The sequence below is a fragment of the Streptomyces fodineus genome, from assembly GCF_001735805.1.
Classification (GTDB): Bacteria; Actinomycetota; Actinomycetes; order Streptomycetales; family Streptomycetaceae; genus Streptomyces; species Streptomyces fodineus.
Window position 1 is genome coordinate 202,951 of the sequence record NZ_CP017248.1, and the last position, 20,896, is coordinate 223,846.

General features: G+C 67.8%; 18 protein-coding genes and 5 pseudogenes. 13 read left to right on the forward strand and 10 right to left on the reverse strand.

Annotation, left to right across the window (positions count from 1 at the left end):
* Window position 1 precedes the first annotated feature (1 nt).
* The 3 genes and pseudogenes from BFF78_RS00810 to BFF78_RS00820 form a co-directional block, all read left to right on the forward strand.
* Window positions 2-1,234: an MAB_1171c family putative transporter gene (locus tag BFF78_RS00810; RefSeq protein WP_227025656.1), complete on the forward strand. Its 1,233-nt coding sequence runs from the start codon at window positions 2-4 to the stop codon at window positions 1,232-1,234.
* Window positions 1,231-2,073, forward strand: coding sequence for a class I SAM-dependent methyltransferase (locus BFF78_RS00815; protein WP_227025657.1), 843 nt, complete (start codon window positions 1,231-1,233; stop codon window positions 2,071-2,073). The genes BFF78_RS00810 and BFF78_RS00815 overlap by 4 nt, the downstream gene beginning before the upstream one ends.
* A 114-nt stretch (window positions 2,074-2,187) precedes the next feature.
* Window positions 2,188-2,490, forward strand: a pseudogene (locus BFF78_RS00820) (winged helix-turn-helix domain-containing protein); the annotation flags it as partial.
* 322 nt (window positions 2,491-2,812) lie between these two features.
* Here BFF78_RS00820 and BFF78_RS47615 read toward each other — a convergent pair.
* Together BFF78_RS47615 and BFF78_RS00825 are read right to left on the reverse strand one after the other, a co-directional pair.
* Window positions 2,813-3,113: pseudogene (locus BFF78_RS47615) on the reverse strand (DUF4265 domain-containing protein); the annotation flags it as partial.
* A gap of 236 nt (window positions 3,114-3,349) precedes the next feature.
* Window positions 3,350-4,100, reverse strand: a pseudogene (locus BFF78_RS00825) (MerR family transcriptional regulator).
* Between the two features lie 402 nt (window positions 4,101-4,502).
* On the opposite strand from BFF78_RS00825, the gene BFF78_RS50440 reads away from it, so the two are divergent.
* From BFF78_RS50440 to BFF78_RS45910, 6 genes are all read left to right on the forward strand, one after another.
* A protein-coding gene (locus tag BFF78_RS50440) for an IS630 family transposase (protein WP_472573250.1) occupies window positions 4,503-5,596 on the forward strand; the annotation gives its coding sequence in 2 pieces (ribosomal slippage) (window positions 4,503-4,964 and window positions 4,967-5,596; 1,092 coding nt in all).
* A 259-nt stretch (window positions 5,597-5,855) separates the two neighbouring features.
* Window positions 5,856-6,389: a hypothetical protein gene (locus BFF78_RS00840; RefSeq protein WP_069776481.1), complete on the forward strand. Its 534-nt coding sequence runs from the start codon at window positions 5,856-5,858 to the stop codon at window positions 6,387-6,389.
* Between the two features lie 85 nt (window positions 6,390-6,474).
* A complete protein-coding gene (locus BFF78_RS00845; protein ID WP_227025658.1) occupies window positions 6,475-7,410 on the forward strand; it encodes a hypothetical protein in 936 nt (311 codons plus the stop codon).
* Between the two features lie 21 nt (window positions 7,411-7,431).
* Window positions 7,432-8,766, forward strand: coding sequence for a Dyp-type peroxidase (locus tag BFF78_RS00850; RefSeq protein WP_069776482.1), 1,335 nt, complete (start codon window positions 7,432-7,434; stop codon window positions 8,764-8,766).
* 17 nt (window positions 8,767-8,783) lie between these two features.
* On the forward strand, window positions 8,784-9,674 hold the full coding sequence (locus tag BFF78_RS00855) for a bile acid:sodium symporter family protein (protein WP_069776483.1): 891 nt from the start codon (window positions 8,784-8,786) through the stop codon (window positions 9,672-9,674).
* 175 nt (window positions 9,675-9,849) lie between these two features.
* Window positions 9,850-10,083 carry a hypothetical protein gene (locus BFF78_RS45910; protein WP_159032909.1) on the forward strand — a complete coding sequence of 78 codons (234 nt, stop codon included), beginning with the start codon at window positions 9,850-9,852 and terminating at the stop codon, window positions 10,081-10,083.
* Here the strand turns inward: BFF78_RS45910 and BFF78_RS49930 are convergent.
* Window positions 9,994-10,266 (reverse strand): annotated as a pseudogene (locus BFF78_RS49930) (IS5/IS1182 family transposase); the annotation flags it as partial. The gene BFF78_RS45910 and the pseudogene BFF78_RS49930 overlap by 90 nt on opposite strands.
* 457 nt (window positions 10,267-10,723) lie before the next feature.
* On the opposite strand from BFF78_RS49930, the gene BFF78_RS00860 reads away from it, so the two are divergent.
* Both BFF78_RS00860 and BFF78_RS00865 read left to right on the forward strand, forming a co-directional pair.
* On the forward strand, window positions 10,724-11,518 hold the full coding sequence (locus BFF78_RS00860) for an alpha/beta fold hydrolase (RefSeq protein ID WP_069776484.1): 795 nt from the start codon (window positions 10,724-10,726) through the stop codon (window positions 11,516-11,518).
* 85 nt (window positions 11,519-11,603) lie between these two features.
* Window positions 11,604-11,939 carry a transposase gene (locus tag BFF78_RS00865; RefSeq protein WP_079161075.1) on the forward strand — a complete coding sequence of 112 codons (336 nt, stop codon included), beginning with the start codon at window positions 11,604-11,606 and terminating at the stop codon, window positions 11,937-11,939.
* Here the strand turns inward: BFF78_RS00865 and BFF78_RS49935 are convergent.
* Window positions 11,912-12,328: a transposase gene (locus tag BFF78_RS49935; RefSeq protein WP_099054800.1), complete on the reverse strand. Its 417-nt coding sequence runs from the start codon at window positions 12,326-12,328 to the stop codon at window positions 11,912-11,914. The genes BFF78_RS00865 and BFF78_RS49935 overlap by 28 nt on opposite strands.
* An 82-nt stretch (window positions 12,329-12,410) precedes the next feature.
* Between BFF78_RS49935 and BFF78_RS00870 the strand changes: the two genes are divergently transcribed.
* Window positions 12,411-14,102, forward strand: a complete 1,692-nt coding sequence (locus BFF78_RS00870) for an ISAzo13 family transposase (protein ID WP_069776485.1) — start codon at window positions 12,411-12,413, stop codon at window positions 14,100-14,102.
* 157 nt (window positions 14,103-14,259) lie between these two features.
* Here BFF78_RS00870 and BFF78_RS00875 read toward each other — a convergent pair whose 3' ends face one another.
* From BFF78_RS00875 to BFF78_RS00895, 5 genes and pseudogenes are all read right to left on the reverse strand, one after another.
* Window positions 14,260-14,700 (reverse strand): hypothetical protein, encoded by a 441-nt coding sequence (locus BFF78_RS00875; protein ID WP_069776486.1) that lies wholly within the window; start codon window positions 14,698-14,700, stop codon window positions 14,260-14,262.
* Window positions 14,697-15,125: an FG-GAP repeat domain-containing protein gene (locus tag BFF78_RS00880; RefSeq protein WP_069776487.1), complete on the reverse strand. Its 429-nt coding sequence runs from the start codon at window positions 15,123-15,125 to the stop codon at window positions 14,697-14,699. The genes BFF78_RS00875 and BFF78_RS00880 overlap by 4 nt, the downstream gene beginning before the upstream one ends.
* The gene (locus BFF78_RS00885; RefSeq protein WP_069776488.1) at window positions 15,106-15,444 is read right to left on the reverse strand and encodes a hypothetical protein; all 339 of its coding nucleotides are present in this window, start codon (window positions 15,442-15,444) and stop codon (window positions 15,106-15,108) included. Before BFF78_RS00885 ends, BFF78_RS00880 begins: the two co-directional genes overlap by 20 nt.
* Window positions 15,441-15,731 (reverse strand): annotated as a pseudogene (locus BFF78_RS00890) (helix-turn-helix domain-containing protein); the annotation flags it as partial. The pseudogene BFF78_RS00890 and the gene BFF78_RS00885, both read right to left, overlap by 4 nt.
* Window positions 15,732-15,824: 93 nt before the next feature.
* Entirely contained in the window at window positions 15,825-17,864 is a 2,040-nt protein-coding gene (locus BFF78_RS00895; RefSeq protein WP_165289395.1) for a HelD family protein, read from the reverse strand.
* Window positions 17,865-18,256: 392 nt separating this feature from the next.
* On the opposite strand from BFF78_RS00895, the gene BFF78_RS00905 reads away from it, so the two are divergent.
* The gene (locus BFF78_RS00905) at window positions 18,257-19,381 is read left to right on the forward strand and encodes an NADAR family protein (RefSeq protein ID WP_099054801.1); all 1,125 of its coding nucleotides are present in this window, start codon (window positions 18,257-18,259) and stop codon (window positions 19,379-19,381) included.
* 679 nt (window positions 19,382-20,060) lie between these two features.
* Here the strand turns inward: BFF78_RS00905 and BFF78_RS00910 are convergent.
* Window positions 20,061-20,786: a dienelactone hydrolase family protein gene (locus tag BFF78_RS00910; RefSeq protein ID WP_069776492.1), complete on the reverse strand. Its 726-nt coding sequence runs from the start codon at window positions 20,784-20,786 to the stop codon at window positions 20,061-20,063.
* Between the last annotated feature and the right edge of the window lie 110 nt (window positions 20,787-20,896).

Genomic DNA, 20,896 nt, shown 5'->3' on the forward strand with positions numbered 1-20,896 from the left:
CATGAACCTACGAAGCCTCCAGGAACTGGGGTCCGACTCGGAACTCCTGGGTGCACTGGCGCTATGGTTGGTGATCTTCCTCCGGCTGCCCTCAGCCCGCCGCTCTCACCAGCAGAAGATGCTACTGCTCTCCGTGAGCGGCCTCGCGGGGTCGATCACTGTCTATCTCGATCCGGTCACGGCAGTCCTGAACCACACCTTCACCTTCGCCCAAAGCTGCGGCCTGTTCATGAACGCGTGGGGCGTCCTCAGCTCGGCCCTCATCCTCGACTTCGTCCTCGCGGCTATGTCGCGGCGTCGTCCCTGGCTGATCTACGGTCCAATGATCGTAACCATCGCCGGACTGATCCTGCTGAACTACACAATCGACCCGCATGCCGGTTGTGTCACTTCCGAGGTCGTTCCCTGGTACAGCCCGTTCTGGTGGCTGCTGGTCACCGCCCACCTCGTCGGCACGATCCCCTGCGCCGTGCTGCTTGCGCGCTGCGGCCACCAGGTCCATGACGACCGGCCGTTGCGCGCCGGACTTCTCCTGCTCGCCGCCGGCTTCACCTCGTCCAGCGTGTTCTGGTGCGTCGTACTGGCCTTCCTCCTCACCCGCCTTGCCTGGCTGGGCGCGCTGTTCCCCGGCAACGTCGGCCTCACCGCCTGGCTGATGACCGCCGGAGTCGGCCTGCCACTCGCTCTCACCGCCTACCGCACAGCCTGCGATGCGAGGACCATGTGGCGCCTGCATCCGCTGTGGCGCGATCTCGTGGACGCCGTCCCTCACGTCGCCCTGGACACACCCCGCAACCGGATCCGCGTAGTGCTCGGCAGCCCGCACTCGATCCACCTCCGGCTGTACCGCCAGGTCATCGAGATCCGTGACGCCCTGCTCGTCCTGCAGGACTACGTGACGCCCGAGACGATGGAGCGCGCCCGCCGCCACATCACCTCGCATCCCCTGCCCGACGGACAGAGCGAGCCGGCGTTCACCGCATGCTGGCTACACGCCGCCGTCCAGGCCAAGGCAGCCGCGGCCACACCCCGGCCAAACCCGCTCGTCACCGCAAACCACGACTGTCTCCGTGGCGAGATCGACTTCCTGCTCGCCGTCCTGCGAGCCCGCAGACTCCCCGCCATACGGTCCTTCGCCCCGCCACCCACCGCGTCCGATCCCGCCACGCCCGCACCGCAGTCTTCCCATATCCCGGCCACCCTGCCCACCCCCACGAACAGGCGAAACTCATGACCCAGCAGCCCGCGCCGACCAGTTCTTACAGCACCGGCATGCTGAGCAACGGCGCCGCCCACGAAGGTGACCGCTTAAAGTCCATCCAGCGCAGCGTCGACTCGTTCACCACCAACATCCTCGACGGCCTTCCCATGCAGAGGTCCTGGAACTGCCTGGAACTGGGTGCAGGCGCCGGCTCCATCGCCTACTGGCTCGCCGCACGCTGTCCGGGCGGGCGCGTGGTCGCCGTCGACCTCGACACCCGCCACCTCGACGCCGGCCGCGCCACCAATCTGGAGATCCAGGAAGCCGACGTCACGCATAAGGACTACGCGCCGGGCACCTTCGACCTCATCCACGCCCGCTACCTGTTCTGCCACCTCCCCGACCGAGACGAGATGATCACACGAGCCGCCGGCTGGCTCTCCCCCGGCGGCTGGCTCATCGTCGAAGAGCCCTACGACCTGCCGGCCGCCCACTCGCCCTTCCCCCTGGTCCAGCGCATCCTCACCGCCTACCAGCACACCTACCGAGAACACGGCGCCGACATGACGTGGGCCCGCGGCCTGCCCGCCCTCCTGGCCCGCAACGCACTGACCGAAGTGGCATACGCCGGGAACCTCGGTTGCATGGGCGGACTCGAAAAGGACCGCTGGCGCCCGCTCATCCACCGGGCGGCCCCCACTCTCCTGGCCAGCGGCCTCATCACCGAAACAGACCTCACCGCATTCGACGAACTGCTCAAGGACCCGGCATTCATCGACATCCCTCAAATGACCATCTCGGCATGGGGCCGCCGCCCATCGGACACCCCGATCCCGGCGACACCCCAAGACAACGTCGTTCACAGCGCATGAGTACGTGTTCTGGTCCCTGAAGGACGGCCAGATCGTTGTCGACTCCTGCCGGGGCGGTGACAGCACCGCTGACCGCCCCTTTTCGAGGGTGCTCCTCCACGCGAGCACCGCAAGCTCACTGACCCCAAGGCCATGCGGACCGTCGCGCACCCCACTCGCCTCGCTTTGCTTGAGGCCCTGGGACGGCGCGAGCCGTTGACCGCGACCGAGGCTGCCCAGATGGTGGGAGAATCCCCGACGAACTACGCCTTCCACCTGTGCACCCTGGCCAAGTACGGCTTCGTCGAGGAAGCAGGAGGGGGCACGGGCCGCAGCCGCCCCTGGCGACGCGCCCACATCGGCTTCAGCTTCGAGGCTTCCGACTCCCCGGGCGACACCGAATCCACCATCGCCGCCGCTGCGTCGGCACGGTGCTGAGGGACTTTTAGCTGGAACCGATCCGCAAGATCGGCGCAATACGGTCCGCGCTCCCCGAGCACTGGAACAAGATCACCAGTTCCGCCGAGTCGGTCTTCTACGACCACGTCGTACTGTTGACCTCAGCCGACGAACGGACGTTGCGATCACGGTTCGCTGACCATGAAGGTACGGAGGCAGCTGAGCTGCGGCCACCAGGGCCGTGCAGCGGAACCACCCACAGGTATCAGCCACGCTCCTTGCTGGAGCCGTTACGGCGGTACCACCCGAGACTCGGCACCACTACTGCCGGCCACTGGCCGCAGTTGACTGAGGACCCGCACCTCGTCGCCTGGTCCAGCGGACCGGAGGGAACGGGCAGGGCCCCAATGGTGCAGTTACCCGACGCCTCCACTCGCTCCTCCGCCAGTGGAGGCCGTCGGCGTCCGTCACGAACCGCACGATCTCGCCCTCGGCCACCCCTCTTACAAAAAGGGGACGTTCACCACGCGGGCGGTACCACTGCTCAGCCGGGTGGCCCACAGCCCCTCAGTGTCATAGGGAAGACAGCCTCCACGCGACACAAACCGGTACCACGCCTTGCTCCAATCGCTCTCGGCAGCGACGGGCTCGGACGAAGTCACAGATGTTCCCCCACAGCGAAGGCTGAGCGTTCTCAGCGAAGGCTGGTCGGTGGTCTTCTTTTCATCGAAGGTGAAGTGCGCAGGTCGGAGGGTCTACCGAACAGGGGGAGCCAGCCTCTCGCCAGCATGGACAGCACCTCGCCCTACTCCCAACTGAGGGGAGGCGAGGTGCTGTCGGCGGCACGCGGGACCGAAGAAGGCTGGATCCGGGCTCGGTGCCCGCCGTGCTGTTTTGGTCAGCCGAGCCGTGCGTAGGCGTCGATGGCGTCGCGCTGGTATGCGGCGAGGCCCGGTGCGATGGCCTCGTACGCGCTGCGCCAGGCGTCGTTGTCCACGCAGGAGCGCCCCATGGCCCGGTATTCGTCGGTGGAGACAGCTCGCAGCGCGGTCAGGGTCTGGTACTGGGCGTCAATCTCGGCCTGCACGGGCTCGGCATCGGCCGGATGGCCGGCGGCCATCAGCTCGGCCAGCCGGATCATCCGCGGTGCGCTCGCGCTGCCCGGCCTCGATATCGCGCAGGCTCATCCCGGCAACGTGGCGAGCGACGGCTTCGGCGTGCTCGGGAATGTCGCGCAGGCTCTCCTGGTACTGGGAGGGCACCACGCCCTCGAACAGGTTCTCCGGTCGGTTGATGGTCATAGGTATGCCGTCCTTCCTGGACTGCTCCAGTTCGGCGATCGTGCGCGAGACGGTGTCGGCCAGGGCGTCGAGCCGGTCACGTTCGGCGAGCAGCCGCCGGTGGTGACCGCGCAGGGCCTCCACCTCGTCGACCTGATCGGCCAGGACCCGGCCGATCTCCGGCAACCCCAGGCCCAGCGCCCGCAGGACCAAGATCTGCTGCAACATCAGCAGTTGGGGCTCTGTGTAGTAGCGGTGGCCATTGGCCCCTATCCGAGCGGGCGGAAGCAGGCCGATCTCGTCGTAGTGCCGCAAAGTCCGGGCGATCACGCCGGACATCCGGGCGACCTCCGCGATCGGCCAGTCCATTCCCGTCTCCTCGCACATGTGTCGCCGGTCCGGTCTCTCCGGCCCTGATCAGAACGGTAGAAGCTGCCGTAACGACAACTTCAACTCCAGATCAGGCATACCGGCCTCGCACTCCGAAGGAGACACCACCATGCCCGGGACCGCCCTTTGTCGACCTGCGGGCTGCTGTGGCGTGGTGCTCAGCCTTCGGTGAGAACACTCAAGCTTCGCTGCAACAGAACAACAGAGGTCACGGTCCACATGATCACGCACCCACCTTCCATGATCGAACGCAGATACGTCTGGCCTTACGCCGTGTCCTACAAAGTCAGCCTGAGGAGGTGCGACTTTTCGAGTTACTGATCTCTTCGGGTTGTTGTCGGGGGTGGTGACGTGTGGTGATCCCTGCGGTAGGCCGGTGGTATGCGGTATGCGCAGGGTGGTGGGCTGACCGCGGAGCGGCGGCACTTTCGCGAGCGGATCCGGTACGAGGCCGGTGAGCGGTTCACTCGCGGTGAGAGAACCGCAGTGATCGCGAAGGATCTGCGGGTCAGTGAGCGTTCGGTGGAACGCTGGCGCCGTGCCTGGCGGGAGGGCGGGATGGACGCGCTCGCCTCTGCGGGACCGCCGAAACTGCCCAAGTTGTCCGATGGCCAGTTCGCCGAGCTGGAGCAAGAGTTGGCGGTGGGGCCGGCCGTGCACGGCTGGGAGGACCAGCGGTGGACCTTGGCCCGGATCAGGGTGCTGATCGCCAGGAAGTTCAGGCTGGACTGCTCCTCGGCGGCGGTGTGGCGGCTGCTGCACCGGCACGGCTGGTCCTGGCAGTGTCCTGCCCGCAGAGCCCTCGAGCGCGACGAGCAGGCGGTGGGCCTGTGGAAGAAGGATGTGTGGCCGCAGGCGGAATGACTGCGGCGGCGCTGGGCGCGTACATCGTCTTCGAGGACGAGGCCGGGTTCTCGATGACGCCACCGCGCGCCCGCACCTGGGGCCGGCGTGGGCACACGCCGGTGGTGCGGGTACGCGGTCGTTCCTGGCGCCGCTGGTCGATCGCGGCGATGTGCTGCTACAAGCCCGGCGAGACCTCCCGGCTGATCTACCGGCCGCGCCGCCACCGCAAGCACCGGGGCAAAGGACGCGACACCTTCGCCTGGAGCGATTACCGCGACCTGGTCGTGCGCGCCCACATCCAGCTCCAGGCTCCCATCGTGCTGATCTGGGATAATCTCAACACCCACCGGGCTGCCGGGATGCGTGAGTACGCCGCCGCACACGACTGGCTCACCATCGTTCAACTGCCCTCATATGCACCCGACTTGAACCCGGTCGAGGGCATCTGGTCGCTGTTACGGCGCGGCCCGCTGGCCAACACCGCCTTCACCGACGACGAGCACCTCGAACGCACCCTCCGCCGAGGTCTGCGCCACATCCAGCTCCGCCCCGACCTGATCGACGGCTGCCTCACCGGCACCGGACTCGCACTCACCCCGCTGCCGACAACAACCCGAAGAGATCAGTAACTGCCACTCGGGGTGAGGGCGCCTGTGGCCGGTGATCGGCTGGGTCTTCAGGCCCCAGTACGAACGGAACAGGGAACCGGCATCGTCGTGATCCGAAGCATTGATCAGCCGTCTGTGCCGGTGGTCCGCACCGCGCAAGCCGCCCGCCTTCAGTGGCCGGGAACGGGCCCTCAGCCCCCGCCCGCTCAGCGGGCGAGCCCCGCCGTCCGGTGCCACGCTGTAGGTGAGTACCGGCCCTGGGGAATGCCGAGGAGCGGACATGGAGATCAAGCCGCAGGCAGTCGTCCTCCCCAAGGAGACCGACCACCTGGAACAAGGAAAGTACGGCCCCGTCTTCCCGAGAACTCCGGCCTGCTACGGGTTCACCATCGTCGCGAACGTCAAGCCGGGCCGAGCCGACGCGATGCGGGAGCACGGCCATGCGCTGGCCAAGGCGCTGGAGCAGGATCCGTACCTTCTCGCGCCATTGAAGCTGCACTACCTGCGCTGGGTCCTGTTCGACGATGACACCCGCTTCATGTACCAGGGGATCTTCGACACCGACTTCGACAAGTACACCGAGGACGCCGTCGCGTTGTTCAGCAAGGCAGGTGTGAGCACCGCCTTCGAGAACCTCGAAGGGTTTCCCGAGGACTGGCGGACCAACCCCGAAGCGTTCGTGCGCTTCGTGCGGGAGCACCACTGTCCGAGCTTCATCGAGTACGGAGAGTATCCGTATGTGACGGCGGACGAGATCAAGAAGGCCCTGCGGATCAAGGGCGCCCTGTCGGAGATGCTGGACCAGTTGCAGTGAGGGCTGGGCGATGAGCGAGGCCAAAACAGCGCGGATCTACAACCAGAGGCACATCCCTCGGAAGTACACCCCTGCCGGACGGCGCGTGAGTATCTACGTGTCGTGGAGCTATCCCGCCGAGGCCGGTCGCAACGCGGCCGAGCTGGACAACCGCTTCTCCACGATGACCGAGGTCAGGCGGGCGGCCTGGCCCGCGTATGAGGACCCGAAGTGGTCGGACCCCTATCGGTTCCAGCAGGGCATCGCGGGGTCGCTTGAGTTGTTCTTCTGGGCCTGGGTGCCGTTCCAGGACTTCATCGAGGAGGTGACCGGGCATCCGGTCCCGCTGTACCAGCGCATCGACCAGGCGGGCTTCTTCACGCCGCTCGATGAGCGGGTGCTCGACGACGCGGACGTCCTGTTCGTCTTCGGACTGGACCACATGATCACGGGACAGGAAGCCGAGCCGGGGGAGATCGACGCGCTGCGGGCCTTCCTCGCCCGGGACTACGCCCGCCTCGTCCTGGGACCCCACCACGACGTGGGCGCGTCGGACGATGTGTCCGTGCGGGAGGTGGAGTACCGCCACCACGGTGATCCCCTGGTGCCTCGCCAGCAGCGGTTCGCCACCTACGTCAGGGACCTTACGAACGGCCTGGGCGTGCCGGTCATCAACCGGTACGGGCTGCGCCCCGCCACCGGTGAGGACAACCGGATCGCTCCTTTGTCGACCGTCCCGGACCTGGACGAGAAGGGATGGCTGAACGGGGTCACGAACTTCAACTTCCACATGCACCTGCCGCACTACGCGGTGACGACCGACGAGCCGAAAGCCATCCATGTGCTGGCCCGGCAGCCGATCGACACCTCCCGACCCCATCCGTTCACCGAGGACGGCAACACCGAGTTCAACATGTTCTTGTGGATGCCCCCCGGCGACGACCGCACGGCAGACGTTCTGCTGGCCGACTCCACGATCTTCAGCACACTCTTCGGCGCCGACGACAGCCTGCGGAACTTCTGGCGCAACCTCGTTACATAGCGATGCCGCAGGGAGGCCGACGTGAGCGCACCCACCCACGTCACACTCGAACTCGACGACATCCAGCGCGGGGTCCTCAGCCCACGCCCCACCCCGTACGCGGCGACATACCTGGTCTTCCGCATCGACGACCGCACCCAGGGCCGGGAGCTGCTGCGGCGGGCGAGCGCGGCGCCGACCTCCGCCGCCGACACCTCAAGCCCCCTGGAGGACACCTGGGTCAGTGTCGCCGTGACCTACTGGGGCCTTCAGGCCCTGGGGGTGCCGCGCTCCTCGCTGGAGTCGTTCGCCTGGGAGTTCCGGCAGGGCATGGCAGCCCGCGCCCGAGCCCTGCGCGACGAGGGCGACAGGAGCCCACAGCATTGGGAAGCACCGCTCGGCACCCGCGACGTCCATGCGGTGATCACCGCGATCGCACCCGACCCCCCGCGCCTGGAGGGGGCCATCGACCGCGGCCGCCCCGCCTACGAGCGTCTCTCCGGCGCGACGGCCATCTGGAGGCAGGACTGCTACGCGCTGCCCACCGAGAAGGAACACTTCGGCTACCTCGACGGCGTCAGCCATCCAGCCGTCGAAGGCAGCGGCATCCCAGGGTCCAATGAGTTGGAAGTGCCCTTGAAGAGCGGCGAGTTCGTCCTCGGCTACCCCGATGAGATCGGAGGTGTGGAGGTGCCGCAGCCGGCCGTGCTGGGACGTAACGGCAGCTACGCGGTGTTCCGTAAACTCCGCCAGGACGTCGCCGCCTTCAGGCGCTATCTGAGGGACAACTCCGGCGGCCCGGAGGACGAGGAGCTGATCGCGGCGAAGATCATGGGGCGCTGGCGCAGCGGGGCCCCTCTGGCGCTCGCCCCACAGCACGACGACCCCGCGCTCGGCGCCGACCCGCACCGCCGCAACACCTTCCTGTACGAGCAGGACGACCTGAAGGGATTCACCATGCCCGGCAGCTGCCACATCCGCCGGGCCAACCCGTGCGACGCCTCGGTGGCCGGGGAGGTACGGCTGCACCGCATGATCCGGCGCGGCGCCGTCTACGGACCGCCGCTACCCGAAGGCGTGCTGGAGGACCACGGAGCAGACCGCGGCCTGATGTTCGCGTTCATCGGCGCTCACCTGGGCCGGCAGTTCGAGTTCGTTCAGTCGCAGTGGATGAACGACGGCGTCTTCTTCGGGGCCGGCGACACGAAGGACCCCGTCGTCGGCGCCGCCGACAGGGAAGCCGGCTACACCACCCCCCGACGACCGGTGCGCCGCCGCCTGGCCCCGCTGCCCTGGTTCGCAGTCACCCGGGGAGGCGAGTACTGCTTCCTGCCGAGCCTGAGCGCCCTGCGCTGGCTCGGAGACCTCCACGACTGACCGGGCGGACAAGCGCCATGGACACCCTGCATCTCGTGCTCAACGCGATCACCGTCATCTTCATCGCAGCCACCATGTTCGCCGCCGGCCTGCGCGCCACCGTCCCGGCACTGCGCGGCGTCTTCGCCGACGTTCCGCTGCTGTTGCTGGCGCTGATGGCCAACATGGTGGCCATCCCGCTGCTCGGCTGGGGCATCGGCGCACTGTTCGGTCTCCCCTCGGCTTCCTTCATCGCCCTCGTCCTGATCGCCTCCTCCCCGGGCGGCCCCTTCGGTGCGAAACTGGCGACCGTCCAGCGGGGCGACGTCGTCGCGGGCGCGGCGATGCAAGTACTGCTCGCCACCCTCGGAAGCCTCACCTTCGCCCCCACCGCCAACGCCATCCTCACCGCCGCCGACGTCGGCACCAAGGTCTCCCTCGACGTCGGCGCGCTGGTGCGGACGGTGGCACTGCTGCAACTCGTCCCGTTCGCGATCGGCCTGCTCCTGCGTCGCTACGCCGAACCCACCGCACAGTCATGGCACCCCACGGCAGCCGCCGTCTCCAACATCACCTTCCTGATCGTGCTGGCGGGCATGCTGCTGGGCAACTGGCACGACGTCGCCGAGCTCTTCGGTTCACTCGCCCTGCTCGCGGGCTTCCTGCTCGCGGGGTTCGCCTTCGCCGTGGGAACGCTGCTGGCCACCGGACCGACGACGCGCCGCACCACCATGGGAGGCGTCGCCTCGGTGCGCAACGCCGGCCCCGCCCTGGCCGCCATCGGCCTCGCCTTCGCCGACCAACCCGCGATCCTCGGCGCACTCGCCGCGATCCTCCTCAGCGGCCTCGCGGCAGCCCTCCCGATCTCCACACTGCTCAGCAGGCGCAGGATGGCCCCAGACGCCGCCCCAAGCAGGAGCTCACCGTGAAGCAGAAGCAGCTCAACCCGGCTGCGGTGCCTGGTCGGGCGCGGGCGGCCCCGGAACAGCCGCCGCGGCGAGGTTGAGGCGCCTACGAGACACATCCGTGCAGTTATGAAGAAGCTGACCATCAAGAATGGAAGTGCCTCATCCCACCAGAAAACCGCCAAGCACCTACGCGGCAGTGCCAATCTTCGAAGCTGGTGTCAACTGGATTGAAAAGCAGGCGAAGGTGTCAACAAAGAACGACCTTCTGGTGTCCAGTAGAGCGATCAGGCCGATCAGCAGCGCCAAGCCAGTCCGCCATCGCGGTGTCATCTATCTCGAAAAGGCGCAGGAGGCGTTTGTAGCAGCAGAGGGCGGCGGCGAGGTCGAGGAAGGCCAGGTAGTTGCCGGGGTGTCGCTCGCATCGGGGTGACAGGCGGCGGAAGCCCGTCAGCCAGGAGATGGTGCGCTCGATGGCCCACCATCGACGGCCCAGCCGTTCGCTTGAATCGATTCCTTGCGAATGATGAGGACCCGATGTGCTGGCCATGCAGCCATTGCCGCAGGTCGGGGAGGTCGTAGGCTTGGCGGCGTGAAGCCGCTCGGGCTTGAAATGGTCACTGTGGGATTCGTGTCCTATGAGCTCGTAAGGATCACGATCCGGCCTTTTTGAGGCACCTCCAGCAGATGAGGTTGCACCTCAACGGGAGCGAGACTTCGCGGAGTTCGAAGCGCTTCTCTCAGCAGACGGCCAGACGCTTGAACTCGCGAAGCAGGCTGATGGTCTACTCGACGACGTGGCGGAGCCCGTCCAGGCCCTTGGTATTCAAGACGCCCTGACGCGAGGCCACTGGGGCTGTCCGGCACCATCGCAGATCAGGACACGCTTGTTGCCCTTCGCCGCCGATTGAGCGGTGACAGGTCGTCGCGGCACCGACGTTTCGCGCGAACCTGGGAGCCGTTCACGCATGCCGGCGATCAGTCCGATGGGTCGACTGCACGGCACGAGATCCATACAGTCGTCTTACACATGCGTCTTGTACGAGCGTATAGATGTCGTCTATGGTGAACCCATGAACACCGACAACGCCAAGCGTTCCGCGCTCACTATCGACGGCCGCACCTTGTCCTACGTGGACTTCGGCGGACCCGACCGCCCGCTGCTCGCCCTGCACGGACACATGTCCGAGGGCGTGTCGTTCGCCGATCTCGCCGCCCGCCTCGCCCCGGACTGGCGGGTCATAGCGCCCGATCAGCGCGGCCATGGCCACTCCGACCGGGCGGCCGACTACAGCCGGGAGGGCTACCTCGCCGACCTGCAAGCCCTCATGGACCACCTGGGACTGGAACGCGCCGCCCTCCTCGGCCACTCGCTCGGCGCGATCAACGCCTACCAGTTCGCCGCCCGCCACCCCGAGCGCGTGACCGCGCTGGTCAATGGCGAGGGTTGTGCCGAACTCGGCCTGGACGGCAGCAACCCGCTGGCATTCGTGCTGAACCTTCCGGAGGGCACCTGCCCCAGCCGGGAGGCGTTCGTGGCGCAGCTGGACCAGTTCGCCCCCTTCTTCGAATCCGCCGTTCGCGAGCGGCCAGACGGAACTTGGGGCCTGCACTTCCACCCCAAGGACATCTACGAATCCGAGGACCAGGTCCACGGCGACCACTGGGCAGACTGGACCGGATCCGCCTGCCCAGCGCTGCTGATACGCGGCACCAAAGGCGGTGTGCTGCCGGCGGAACAGGCAGCGCAGATGGCCGCTCGGCGGCCCGACACCCGTCTCGTCGAACTGGAGACGGACCACTTCCTGTACGCCAACGACCCGGTCGGCTTCGCGGACGCTGTCCGCGACTTCCTTGCCTCGGCATAGCCCTGGCCCGCAGCCTTTCCGGCCCCACCTATGCATCACGATGCAGCCTTCTTGAGGCACCTCCAGCAGATGAGGCTGCAGGCCAGTGAGATACGCGGCCGGCGAGCTGGATTGGTCGCGCGCCCGTGTGGACGGCTCGCACGTACGCGCGAAGAAGAGGGGAACGGCGATCGGTCCGTCGCCGGTGGACCGGCGGAAGACGGGCAGCAAACACCACCTGATCTGTGACGGCAAGGACATCCCGCTCCATGTCATCACGACCGCCGCGAACGTCAACGTCGTCACCCAGATCCTCGCCCTGGTCGACGGCATCCCGCTGGTAGCCATCCGCGTGAGCGCCCTGGGGCCGTCGTGGGCGACAAGGCTTACGACTCGATGGCGGTACGCGGTGCGCTACGACATCGCCGGATCCTGCCGGTGATCTCCCGAAGGCGCACAAACGCCTTGCCGTGCGTTGGGAGAGGCGTCTTGAACTCCACGACGCTTTTTCAGGTTCGCCAGCAAAATGCGGTGCAGCTGCTGGAAGAGTCCGGCCTGCTGCCATCGGCCCAGCCGACGCCAGCAGGTCTGTCCGGAGCCGAACCCCAGCTTCAAGGGCAGCAGCTGCCAGGCGATGTCCTGGTGCAGGACATACAGGATGCGCTGCAGACACAGTCGGTCTGCCACCGGTTTCGGCCCCCGGTGACCGCTCAGGCCACGGTGGCAGCAGCGTCTCGACCAACGCCCAAGTCGTCGTCCACGAGCCACGGCCGAATCGTCACGCCCTGTCGAACCTCGGATCGTCACAACGGTCACGTCCGACCAAGGCACTTCAACGAGATCCTGTTACGAGCTCTTAGGACGTGCAGATCTTTAACTCGTGGCTTTCTGCTTGGTGGTTCGTTGGTCTGGCATGAGCGGGTTGGATAGGCAACGGACCACGCTGGCAGCCAAGTTCGAGGCGATTCTGCCGCACCTCGACGAGCGGCAGCGTCGCCTGCTGATAGGGGCGGAGGCCCAGTCCCTCGGTCACGGCGGGATCAAGGCGGTCGCTCGTGCCGCCGGTGTTCGTGAGGCCACCGTGTCTGCCGGAGTGCGGGAACTCGGCTCCGGGGAGGCTCCGTTGGGCCGCGTCCGTCGGCCTGGCGCCGGCCGCAAACGCGTCGTCGACCTGAACCCAGCCGTTCGGGAGGCACTCCTCACGCTGGTCGAGCCCGACGTCCGCGGAGATCCCATGTCGCCGCTGCGCTGGACCACCAAATCCACTCGCAAGCTGGCCGAGCAGCTGACCCGGCAGGGCCACAGGATCTCCGCGGACACGGTGGGCGACCTGCTACGCGAGGAGGGCTTCAGCCTGCAGAGCAATGCCAAGACGCTGGAAGGCAAGCAGCACCCCGACCGGGACGCACAGTTCCACTACCTCAACGAGCAGGCCCGCGACCACCAGGACGGCGGTGCTCCGGTGATCAGTGTGGACACGAAGAAGAAGGAGCTGGTCGGCCCGTTCAAGAACAACGGCCGTGAATGGGAGCCGAGAGGCGAGCCGGTGCGGGTCGACACCCACGACTTCCCCGACCGCGTGCTGGGCAGGGCGGTGCCCTACGGCATCTACGACGTCGCCGCGAACACGGGTTGGGTCAACGTCGGCACCGACCATGACACCGCCGCGTTCGCCGTCGAGTCGATCCGCCGTTGGTGGAACGGAGCCGGGCGGGCCACGTACCCGACGGCCGGCCGGCTGCTGATCACCGCCGATGCCGGCGGCTCCAACGGGTATCGCACCCGCATGTGGAAGACCGAACTCGCCCGGTTCGCCGCTGAGTCCGGCCTCACGATCACCGTCTGCCACCTGCCTCCCGGGACTTCGAAGTGGAACCGGATCGAGCACCGGCTGTTCTCCCACATCACCATGAACTGGCGCGGCAGGCCCCTGACCAGCCAGGAAGTAATCGTCGAGAGTATCGCGGCGACCACCACCAAGACCGGTCTGACCGTGCACGCGGAACTCGACACCAACCCGTACCCCACCGGCATCCAGGTCAGCGACGACGAGATCGCCTCACTGCCGATCACCCGCCACCGCTTCCACGGCGACTGGAACTACACCCTCCGCCCCCAGCATCCGATGGACGCGGCCACGACCGACAGCACGTCGGACCAGGCCCCGGCGGGCAGACCGCCTCGCCTCACGCGGCGTTCGCTGCAGGACCCGGAACTGACCGGGATGACCCGTCAGCAGCTCAGCGAGCTCATCGACGCGCTGACTCCAGCGCTAGAGGTTCAACGCGAGCAAGTGCTCCGCACACGTCGCGGTCACGAGCGCCTGGTGGCCCCTGGCACAGGTGCCAAAGCCAAACTCACCCCAGCCGACCGGATCCTGGCCACCGTGCTCCACCTGCGCAAACTCGCGACCATGGACCTCCTCGGCCAACTTTTCGGCGTCACCGCCATGACCATCAGCCGCGCGAAACAGGAGGTCCGCCCGCTCTTGGAAGCACACGGCCACCACATCAACGCTTCTACCGCCCGCCTCCGCGCACCAGCCGACGTCGCGACGTTCCTCGCTCCCGACTCCACCCAGATCAAGGTCAAAACGACGAGTTAAAGATCTGCACGCCCTTAGGACTTCTTCCCGCCGCCCCAGAACACCCAGCCTGAGGGAGAGCCTGCCCAGAGCCCCGGCGAGGTCGGGCAGGTGGGCGTCGGGATTGGTCTCTGCTCCCCCACGGGAAGCAGCGAGACCAACTCGCTGCTGACCGAATTCAGTCCTGCTGGCGCCCACCCCGCTCCCAGCCACCCACCGCGTCGTTGAACTTTCCGTTCGCGTTGGCCAGCCAGGTGAGCATCTTCGCCCGGCCGCCGCTGTAGTAGTACATGGCGCCGAGGTCATCTCGGCCTTCACCGTTGTAGTCACGGGGGACGACCTGCATGTTCTCGTACCAGTAGTTGCCCGCTGCGGTGTTCCGGGACTGGTACGGGGCGTTGAACGTGCCGTCGGCCTTGCTGGCGGAGACGAAGGTGTGGATCCCGTCGTGCCCGTCGGCGTAGTCATACCACATGGCGACATCGTCGCGGCTGCCACCGGTGAAGTGCCCGGCGTACATGTGGATGCGGTCCCAGCTGCCGAAGTTCACGCTGGTCCAGCCCTGCGCCGGGGTGTTGAACCCGCTGTCGGGCTTGGCCAGGAAGCTCCACAACGTCACATGCCCGTCCGCGTACCCGTAAGCGCGGCCAGATCTTCACGGCCCTCACCGTTGAAGTCACCGGCGACCACCTTCACCCGTGAGGCGTTCCAGCTGCCCGGCGCCGCGGTCCAGGAGGCGACGGGGACGTTGAAGCCGCCCTGCGGGGTGGCGGTGAGGGTGAACAGCGTGTCGTGGCCGTCGGCGTAGTCGTACCAGAGCGCCACGTCGTCGCGGCCGTCACCGTTGAAGTCACCCGCGCGCACCGTCATACGGTCGAAGGTCCAGTTCCCCGGAGCGGCGCTCCAGGAGGCGACCGGGTCCGCGAAACCACCGCCCGGGTTGCTCAGCCAGGTGAACAGCTTGACGCTACCGTCCGCGTATCCGCGCACCGCGGCCATGTCCGACAGACCATCGCCGTTGAAGTCACCGGTGACGAACTTCATGTGGTCGGTGGAGAAGGTGCCCTTCGGCGCCGTCTTCCAGGGCCTCGGTGTAAGCGAGCCGGGAGTGGTCGTCGAGCGCGGAGTGCATATACGTGTAGCCGACCTTCCCGGTTCCGGGGCCGACGCGCTTGGAGGCGCGCGCGGCGTCAGTACCGTGGCCGTGCATGCGCCAGCCGCCGCCGGCCGGGATGCGGCCAAGCTTCTTGATATCGACGTGGATCATGTCGCCGGGTGTGTCGTGTTCGTAGCGGATGACCTCGCGCAACTGCTCACCGGTCGGCGGGTCCAGGTCACGCAGTCGGTTCAGACCGCGCCTCACGAGACCGCGGTGCACGTGGCCGGCGCCAGGGTGATGCCGTGCGGGCGCTTGAGGTCGGCGGCGAGCCAGGCGCGCCCGTGCTTGGTCTGGCGCCACAGCGCCTCGATCAGGTCTGCGACGTCCTCCGCGGTGCGGGCCGGGCTCGTGGCAGGCCGGGAGGAATGGTCCACAAGCCCGGCTTCGCCGTGCGCGCACCGGCGGGCATACCACTTGGCCAGGCAACGGCGGGAGATCCCGGCCTCCGCCGCGACGTGCGCGACCGGACGCCCGGCATCCACGCGCTCACATAACCGACGACGCCCTCCGGCGTCAGCGGGGCGTTGGGATGTCCCGCCATATCAGCCCCTCGAGGTACCCGCTCCGAGCGTCCATCACAGGCGTCATGAGGTGTGCGGAGACGCCGTGTGTACGGCGATCGTGCACAGTCTCTTGGTTGCACGCGTGAGGGCGACATACAGGTCGCGCTCACCGCCGGGGCGGGCTGCGGCGATCTCCTCCGGGGCGACGACGACGATCGCGTCGAACTCCAGGCCGCGGGCTTCGGAAGCCGGCACGAGGCGGGCCCACCGCTCGACATCAGCCGACGCCAACTCCTCGACCCGGTCGTCCGCGCAGATCACGGCGAGCAGGTCGCCCGGGTGCGCTGCCACCTGCGCCCGAAGCTCCCCGGCCACGGTGGTGGCGACGGAGTGCGGGCAGGCGGTGAGGTGGCGGGGAGGATCGCCGTGGCGGAGCGACCGGCTCGGCGTCTGACCGGGGGCGATCCGCGCCAGCAGGCCGTGGGCGGTCGCAAGGATCTCCTGGGTCGTGCGGTAGCTGACGGTCAACGTGTGCAGGGAGAACCGGTTGCCGAGATGCGGACCCAGCGCCTGGGACCAGTCGCTCGCCGCCGTCGCAGGGCCCGCCTGGGCGAAGTCACCCACCAGCGTCATCGACCTGGCCGGACACCGGCGCATCACCATCCGCCACTGCATCGCGGTCAGTTCCTGGGCCTCATCGACCACGACGTGCCCGAACGACCGCTCCGGCAGCCCGTCTACCAGGGCCGTCGCCTCATCCAGCAGCGGTACATCGGCATCCGTCCACGGGGCATCAGGCGAACGCACCAGCCGGGACCGTTCGTCGCGGGCGAGCGAGGGCAGGTGCCTGGCCAACGTGCGGGCGTCTGCCAGCAGGGCTCGTACGACCACGTCGGGCTTCAGCCGCGGCCAGAGGGACTCCACCGCACGGTCGACGTGGGCGTCGCCCGAGAGGTCCGCACGGACGGCGTCCGCGTCGAACACCTCAGCCGGATCCGCGGCCGGCGCGTCGTCGAAGCCGAGAGCCCGCAGATCGGCTTCGGCCGCGGCATCGAGATCCAGGCCCGTGCTCTCGGCGATCTCGGCGCCTATATGTTCGAGGGCCTCGACGGCGTCGCGCTCCAGGGCATCCGTGACCACGCCGATCAGGTGCTCCTTGAACACCTCCCGCGCCAGGTTGTGCGCCAGACCGCTCGCCACCGCGGCCTCCCCCGCCGCCGCGACATCCACGCTCTCCAGCCGGACCCACTGCTGCCCCACCCGGACCGCGATGCCGCCGGCAGGTGCCTGCAGGGAGTGCACCAGGTCCGCGAGCGCCTCGGCCAGCGCGGAACTCCCCTTAAGGCGCGCGACATCAAACGACTCCACAGCTGCGGGCTCCACCCCGGCCAGCTCCGCGCACGTCGCCAGGAGCACATCGTTCTCCCCCAGCGAGGGGAGCACCTGGGAAACGTAGTCGAGGAACCGCGCGTTCGGCCCGAGCACCAGCACACCGTGCGCGGCCGCTCCCGGGAACGCGTACAGCACGTACGCCGCCCGGTGCAGCGCAACCACGGTCTTGCCTGTACCGGGGCCGCCCTGCACCACCGTCACCCCCCGATGCGGGGACCGGACGATTGCGTCCTGCTCCGCCTGCAATGTCGCCACCGCCGCACGCATCCGCCCCGTGCGCTGCGCCTCCAGCGCTTCCGCCAGCGGACCGTCGCCGACGACGTCGCCGACTGCGGCCGACGATCCGTCCAGTAGCTCGTCGCTCACCGCACGTACCGCACGGCCCTCGACCCGCAGATGACGCCGGCGCCGCAGCCCCATGGGGTGGACGGTCGTCGCCTCGTAGAAAGGCCGCGCCGCGTCCGCTCGCCAGTCGACGAGCAGTGGCAGGTCCCGGTCACCCACGTGCAGGCCGAGCCGGCCGATGTGCAGGACGGTTCCGTCCGCGCCATCGACCCGGCCGAACACCAACCCCTCCTCGGCCCCCTCCAGCCCGCGAATCCGACGTACCAGACGCTCTGCGGCGACATCGCGCTCGTACACCTCGCCCGCGCTGTCGGCCGACGACCTCAGCACATCCGCCAGTTGGGCCCGTGCATGCGCCAATCGCTCATCGAGCAGCCGGTACATAGCGGCCACGTGGGCCTGCTCCACCTCGACCTGTCCTGCGGCACCCTTATTGAACTGCGGCAACAGCGGCACTCCTCTCGACTCGGCCCCCCACTATGCAGCCAAACTTCTACGAAAGTAAGGCTTGACTTACTTATCCCAGTCAGCCGCCGCGGCCGGTCCGCCGCCACGGTTCAGGTCTGGGCGGAGCTAAGCATTGCGGCCCTCTGGGGCGTCCAGCACTCGCAGAGATCTCCGACGCCGAGACCCGCGGCCCGGACCGCGAACACCACCGGCGCGTCGCCGACCAGATCACCAGCCTCCTGGAAGACCTCGTCGAACACCGTAACGAGCCAACCGCCTAGCGTCGCCAGGCAGATCATGTGATGGCAGGAACGGCTACCCTGTCGGCCGTGGCGATACGACGGCGGACATGGCGGAACGTGGATGGCGAGCGCATCGAGGGAACCTGGCGGCACGTCTTCCTCCGCAACGGGGCGACGTACTTTCTCACCGATCTGCTGATCTACGCCGACGGGATGGTCGACTGCTGGGGGCTTGTGACCCTGGAGGAGTTCGCCCGCCAGCTTGCATCCGGCCGGGTGGCCACCGAGTTGGCCGACGGCGCCCAGGCATCGGCCCATCACCTCGCATCGTGGAAGTTCGCCGAGCCACACATGTGGCTGACTCCCGAGATGCTGCTCGGCGAGATCCGCGACGACATCGACCAGCTCAACGGCCGACCGGACTCCACTGCACGCTGCCTGGCCGCCCTGGACGCCTTCCGCAGCCAGCCGACTGAGAACAATCGTGCGGCGCTTCGCGAAGCCTACGAAGCCATCCCCGAACACCTGCGGATCTACGCCCTCGGCGACCAGGACTCCAAGGACTGGCCGCTGCGGGTGCTGGTGACAGGACCCGGCCATCGCATCACACGGCGCGGTGAGGACGAAGTAGTCACCGAGGACATGCATGCCGCAGCTCTGCGTTACTTCACCGACCGGGAGCAGCAGCGCCAGCGCTACGCCGACAAGGCGCCTGCGGACGGTCCGGCAGAACCAGTCGAGACCAGCGTCCTCATCAACCAGACGGTCTTTCCGCGCGGCTGGCCGGAGGATCCAGGCATCCTGGTGCTGCGCAACGAGTTCCCCGCGCCCATTACCATCGGCGCTCTGACCTACCCGACCGTCAGCCACGCCTACTGGGCGCTGGCAGTGGCCGACGAGCATCGGCAGGCTGACATCCTCCGCGCTGACACCCCTTATGCCGCGCAGAAGCTTGCCGAGAACTCCACCCTGCGCAACGGCTGGCCCCAGGCCCGGACGGCGATCATGACAGACCTGCTGCGCGCGAAGTTCAACCAGCACACCGACCTTGCCGAAGCACTGACGAGCACACGAACATCGCGACTGATCTACACCGAGATGGGCTCGACGTTCTGGGGCCAACACGGACAGGAGGGCCGCAACTGGATGGGACGGCTGCTTGAGCTGATCCGCTCCGAACTGGCCGTCAGCAAGCTGAACCTGCAGCTGTGAACGGCAGAAGCGGTCGGACGCGGATCGCCTCAAGGAAGTGACAACGACCCTGTGACACCGCTCCCGGAGGTCACGAAAAGCTTCCAGATAAACGAGAACCTCTGCTCCCCGCGCGTGCGGGGATGGGCCCGAAGCCCTCAACCGAGCGGCCGCGATCATCTCGTGCTCCCCGCGTGTGCGGGGATGATGGTCCCATCCGAACGTCAACAGGCCCCGCCTTGCCGGGTGCTCCCCGCGCACGCGGGGGTGGTCCCCGGCACAAGGCCGCCTCTTCGGCACACAGAACTGCTCCCCGCAGGCGCGGGGTCCCCACCAGTGACAGGGGGTCCGGGTTCGGCTAGACGGGCTCGGCGCCGTGCCGGGCGGCGATGTACTGCTCGGCATGCCCCCGGCCACCGGACCGGGCCTAAAGAGGCTGATGTCGGCGATCACGTCCTGGACGTCACGCGGCTGCAGCCTCGGACAAATGATCTTGCTGCCCGGATGACTCCAGTTGGAACAGGCCGATCGTGCGGGAGTCCTTGCTCAGAATTCGAACGGCAGGGTTTGAGCGGTGAGATCGGTTGGTCGACGGCTGACGGCCGGCCTCGCTGTTGCGGATTACCCGATGGAGCCGTGGTGGTGGTGCGACATGAAGCCGGTTTAAGGGACCCGTGACCTCTTGGTGGTGTGGGACCGGTCACTCCGTCACAGGCAAGCACTCGGCGAGCAGGTCGACGATGTCGTGCCAGGCTCGCTGCGCGTGCTGGGGGTGGTAGCCGACGCCGGGGCGCACGGTGTGGTCGACCGGTGGGTGGTGGAATGCGTGCAGGGCTCCGCCGTAGACCACGAGGCGCCAGTCGACGCCCGCGGCCTGCATCTCGGCGGTGAACGCGTCGCGTTGCGCGGGCGGCATGATCGGGTCTTCCGACCCGACCCCGGCCCACACCGGGCAGCGAATGCGCGCCGCCTCGCCCGGTCGGCCCGTGGTCAGTGCGTTGACTGTCCCGATCGCGCGCAGGTCGACGCCGTCGCGCCCGAGCTCCAGCCCGATGGCGCCTCCGGTGCCGTAGCCGACGGCGGCGATCCGGTCGGGATCGGTCCGCGGCTCGGCGCGCAACACGTCGAGCGCCGCATGACCGATGCCCCGCATCCGGTCAGGGTCGACGAGCAGCGGCATGCAACGGGCCAGCATCTCCTCGGGGTCACCCAAATAGCGCCCGCCGTGAAGGTCGAAGGCCAGCGCTACGTATCCCAGCTCGGCGAGAGCATCGGCCCGGCGGCGCTCGACGTCGCTGAGCCCCATGCCCTCTGGCCCGAGCAGCACCGCGGGCCGGCGATCGACTCCGTCCGGGAGCGCGAGGTGCCCGATCATCGTGAGGCCGTCGGCCGGGTACTGGATCGTACGCGTGGTAATCGTCACCATGGGAGTGGACTGTAATGACCGTCGAGTCCGGTCGGGCGGGCGTTCTGCCGCTGGCAGAACAGCCCGGGAGTGCTTCTGAAATGCGGCGATGGCTCACGAATCCGTGTCCG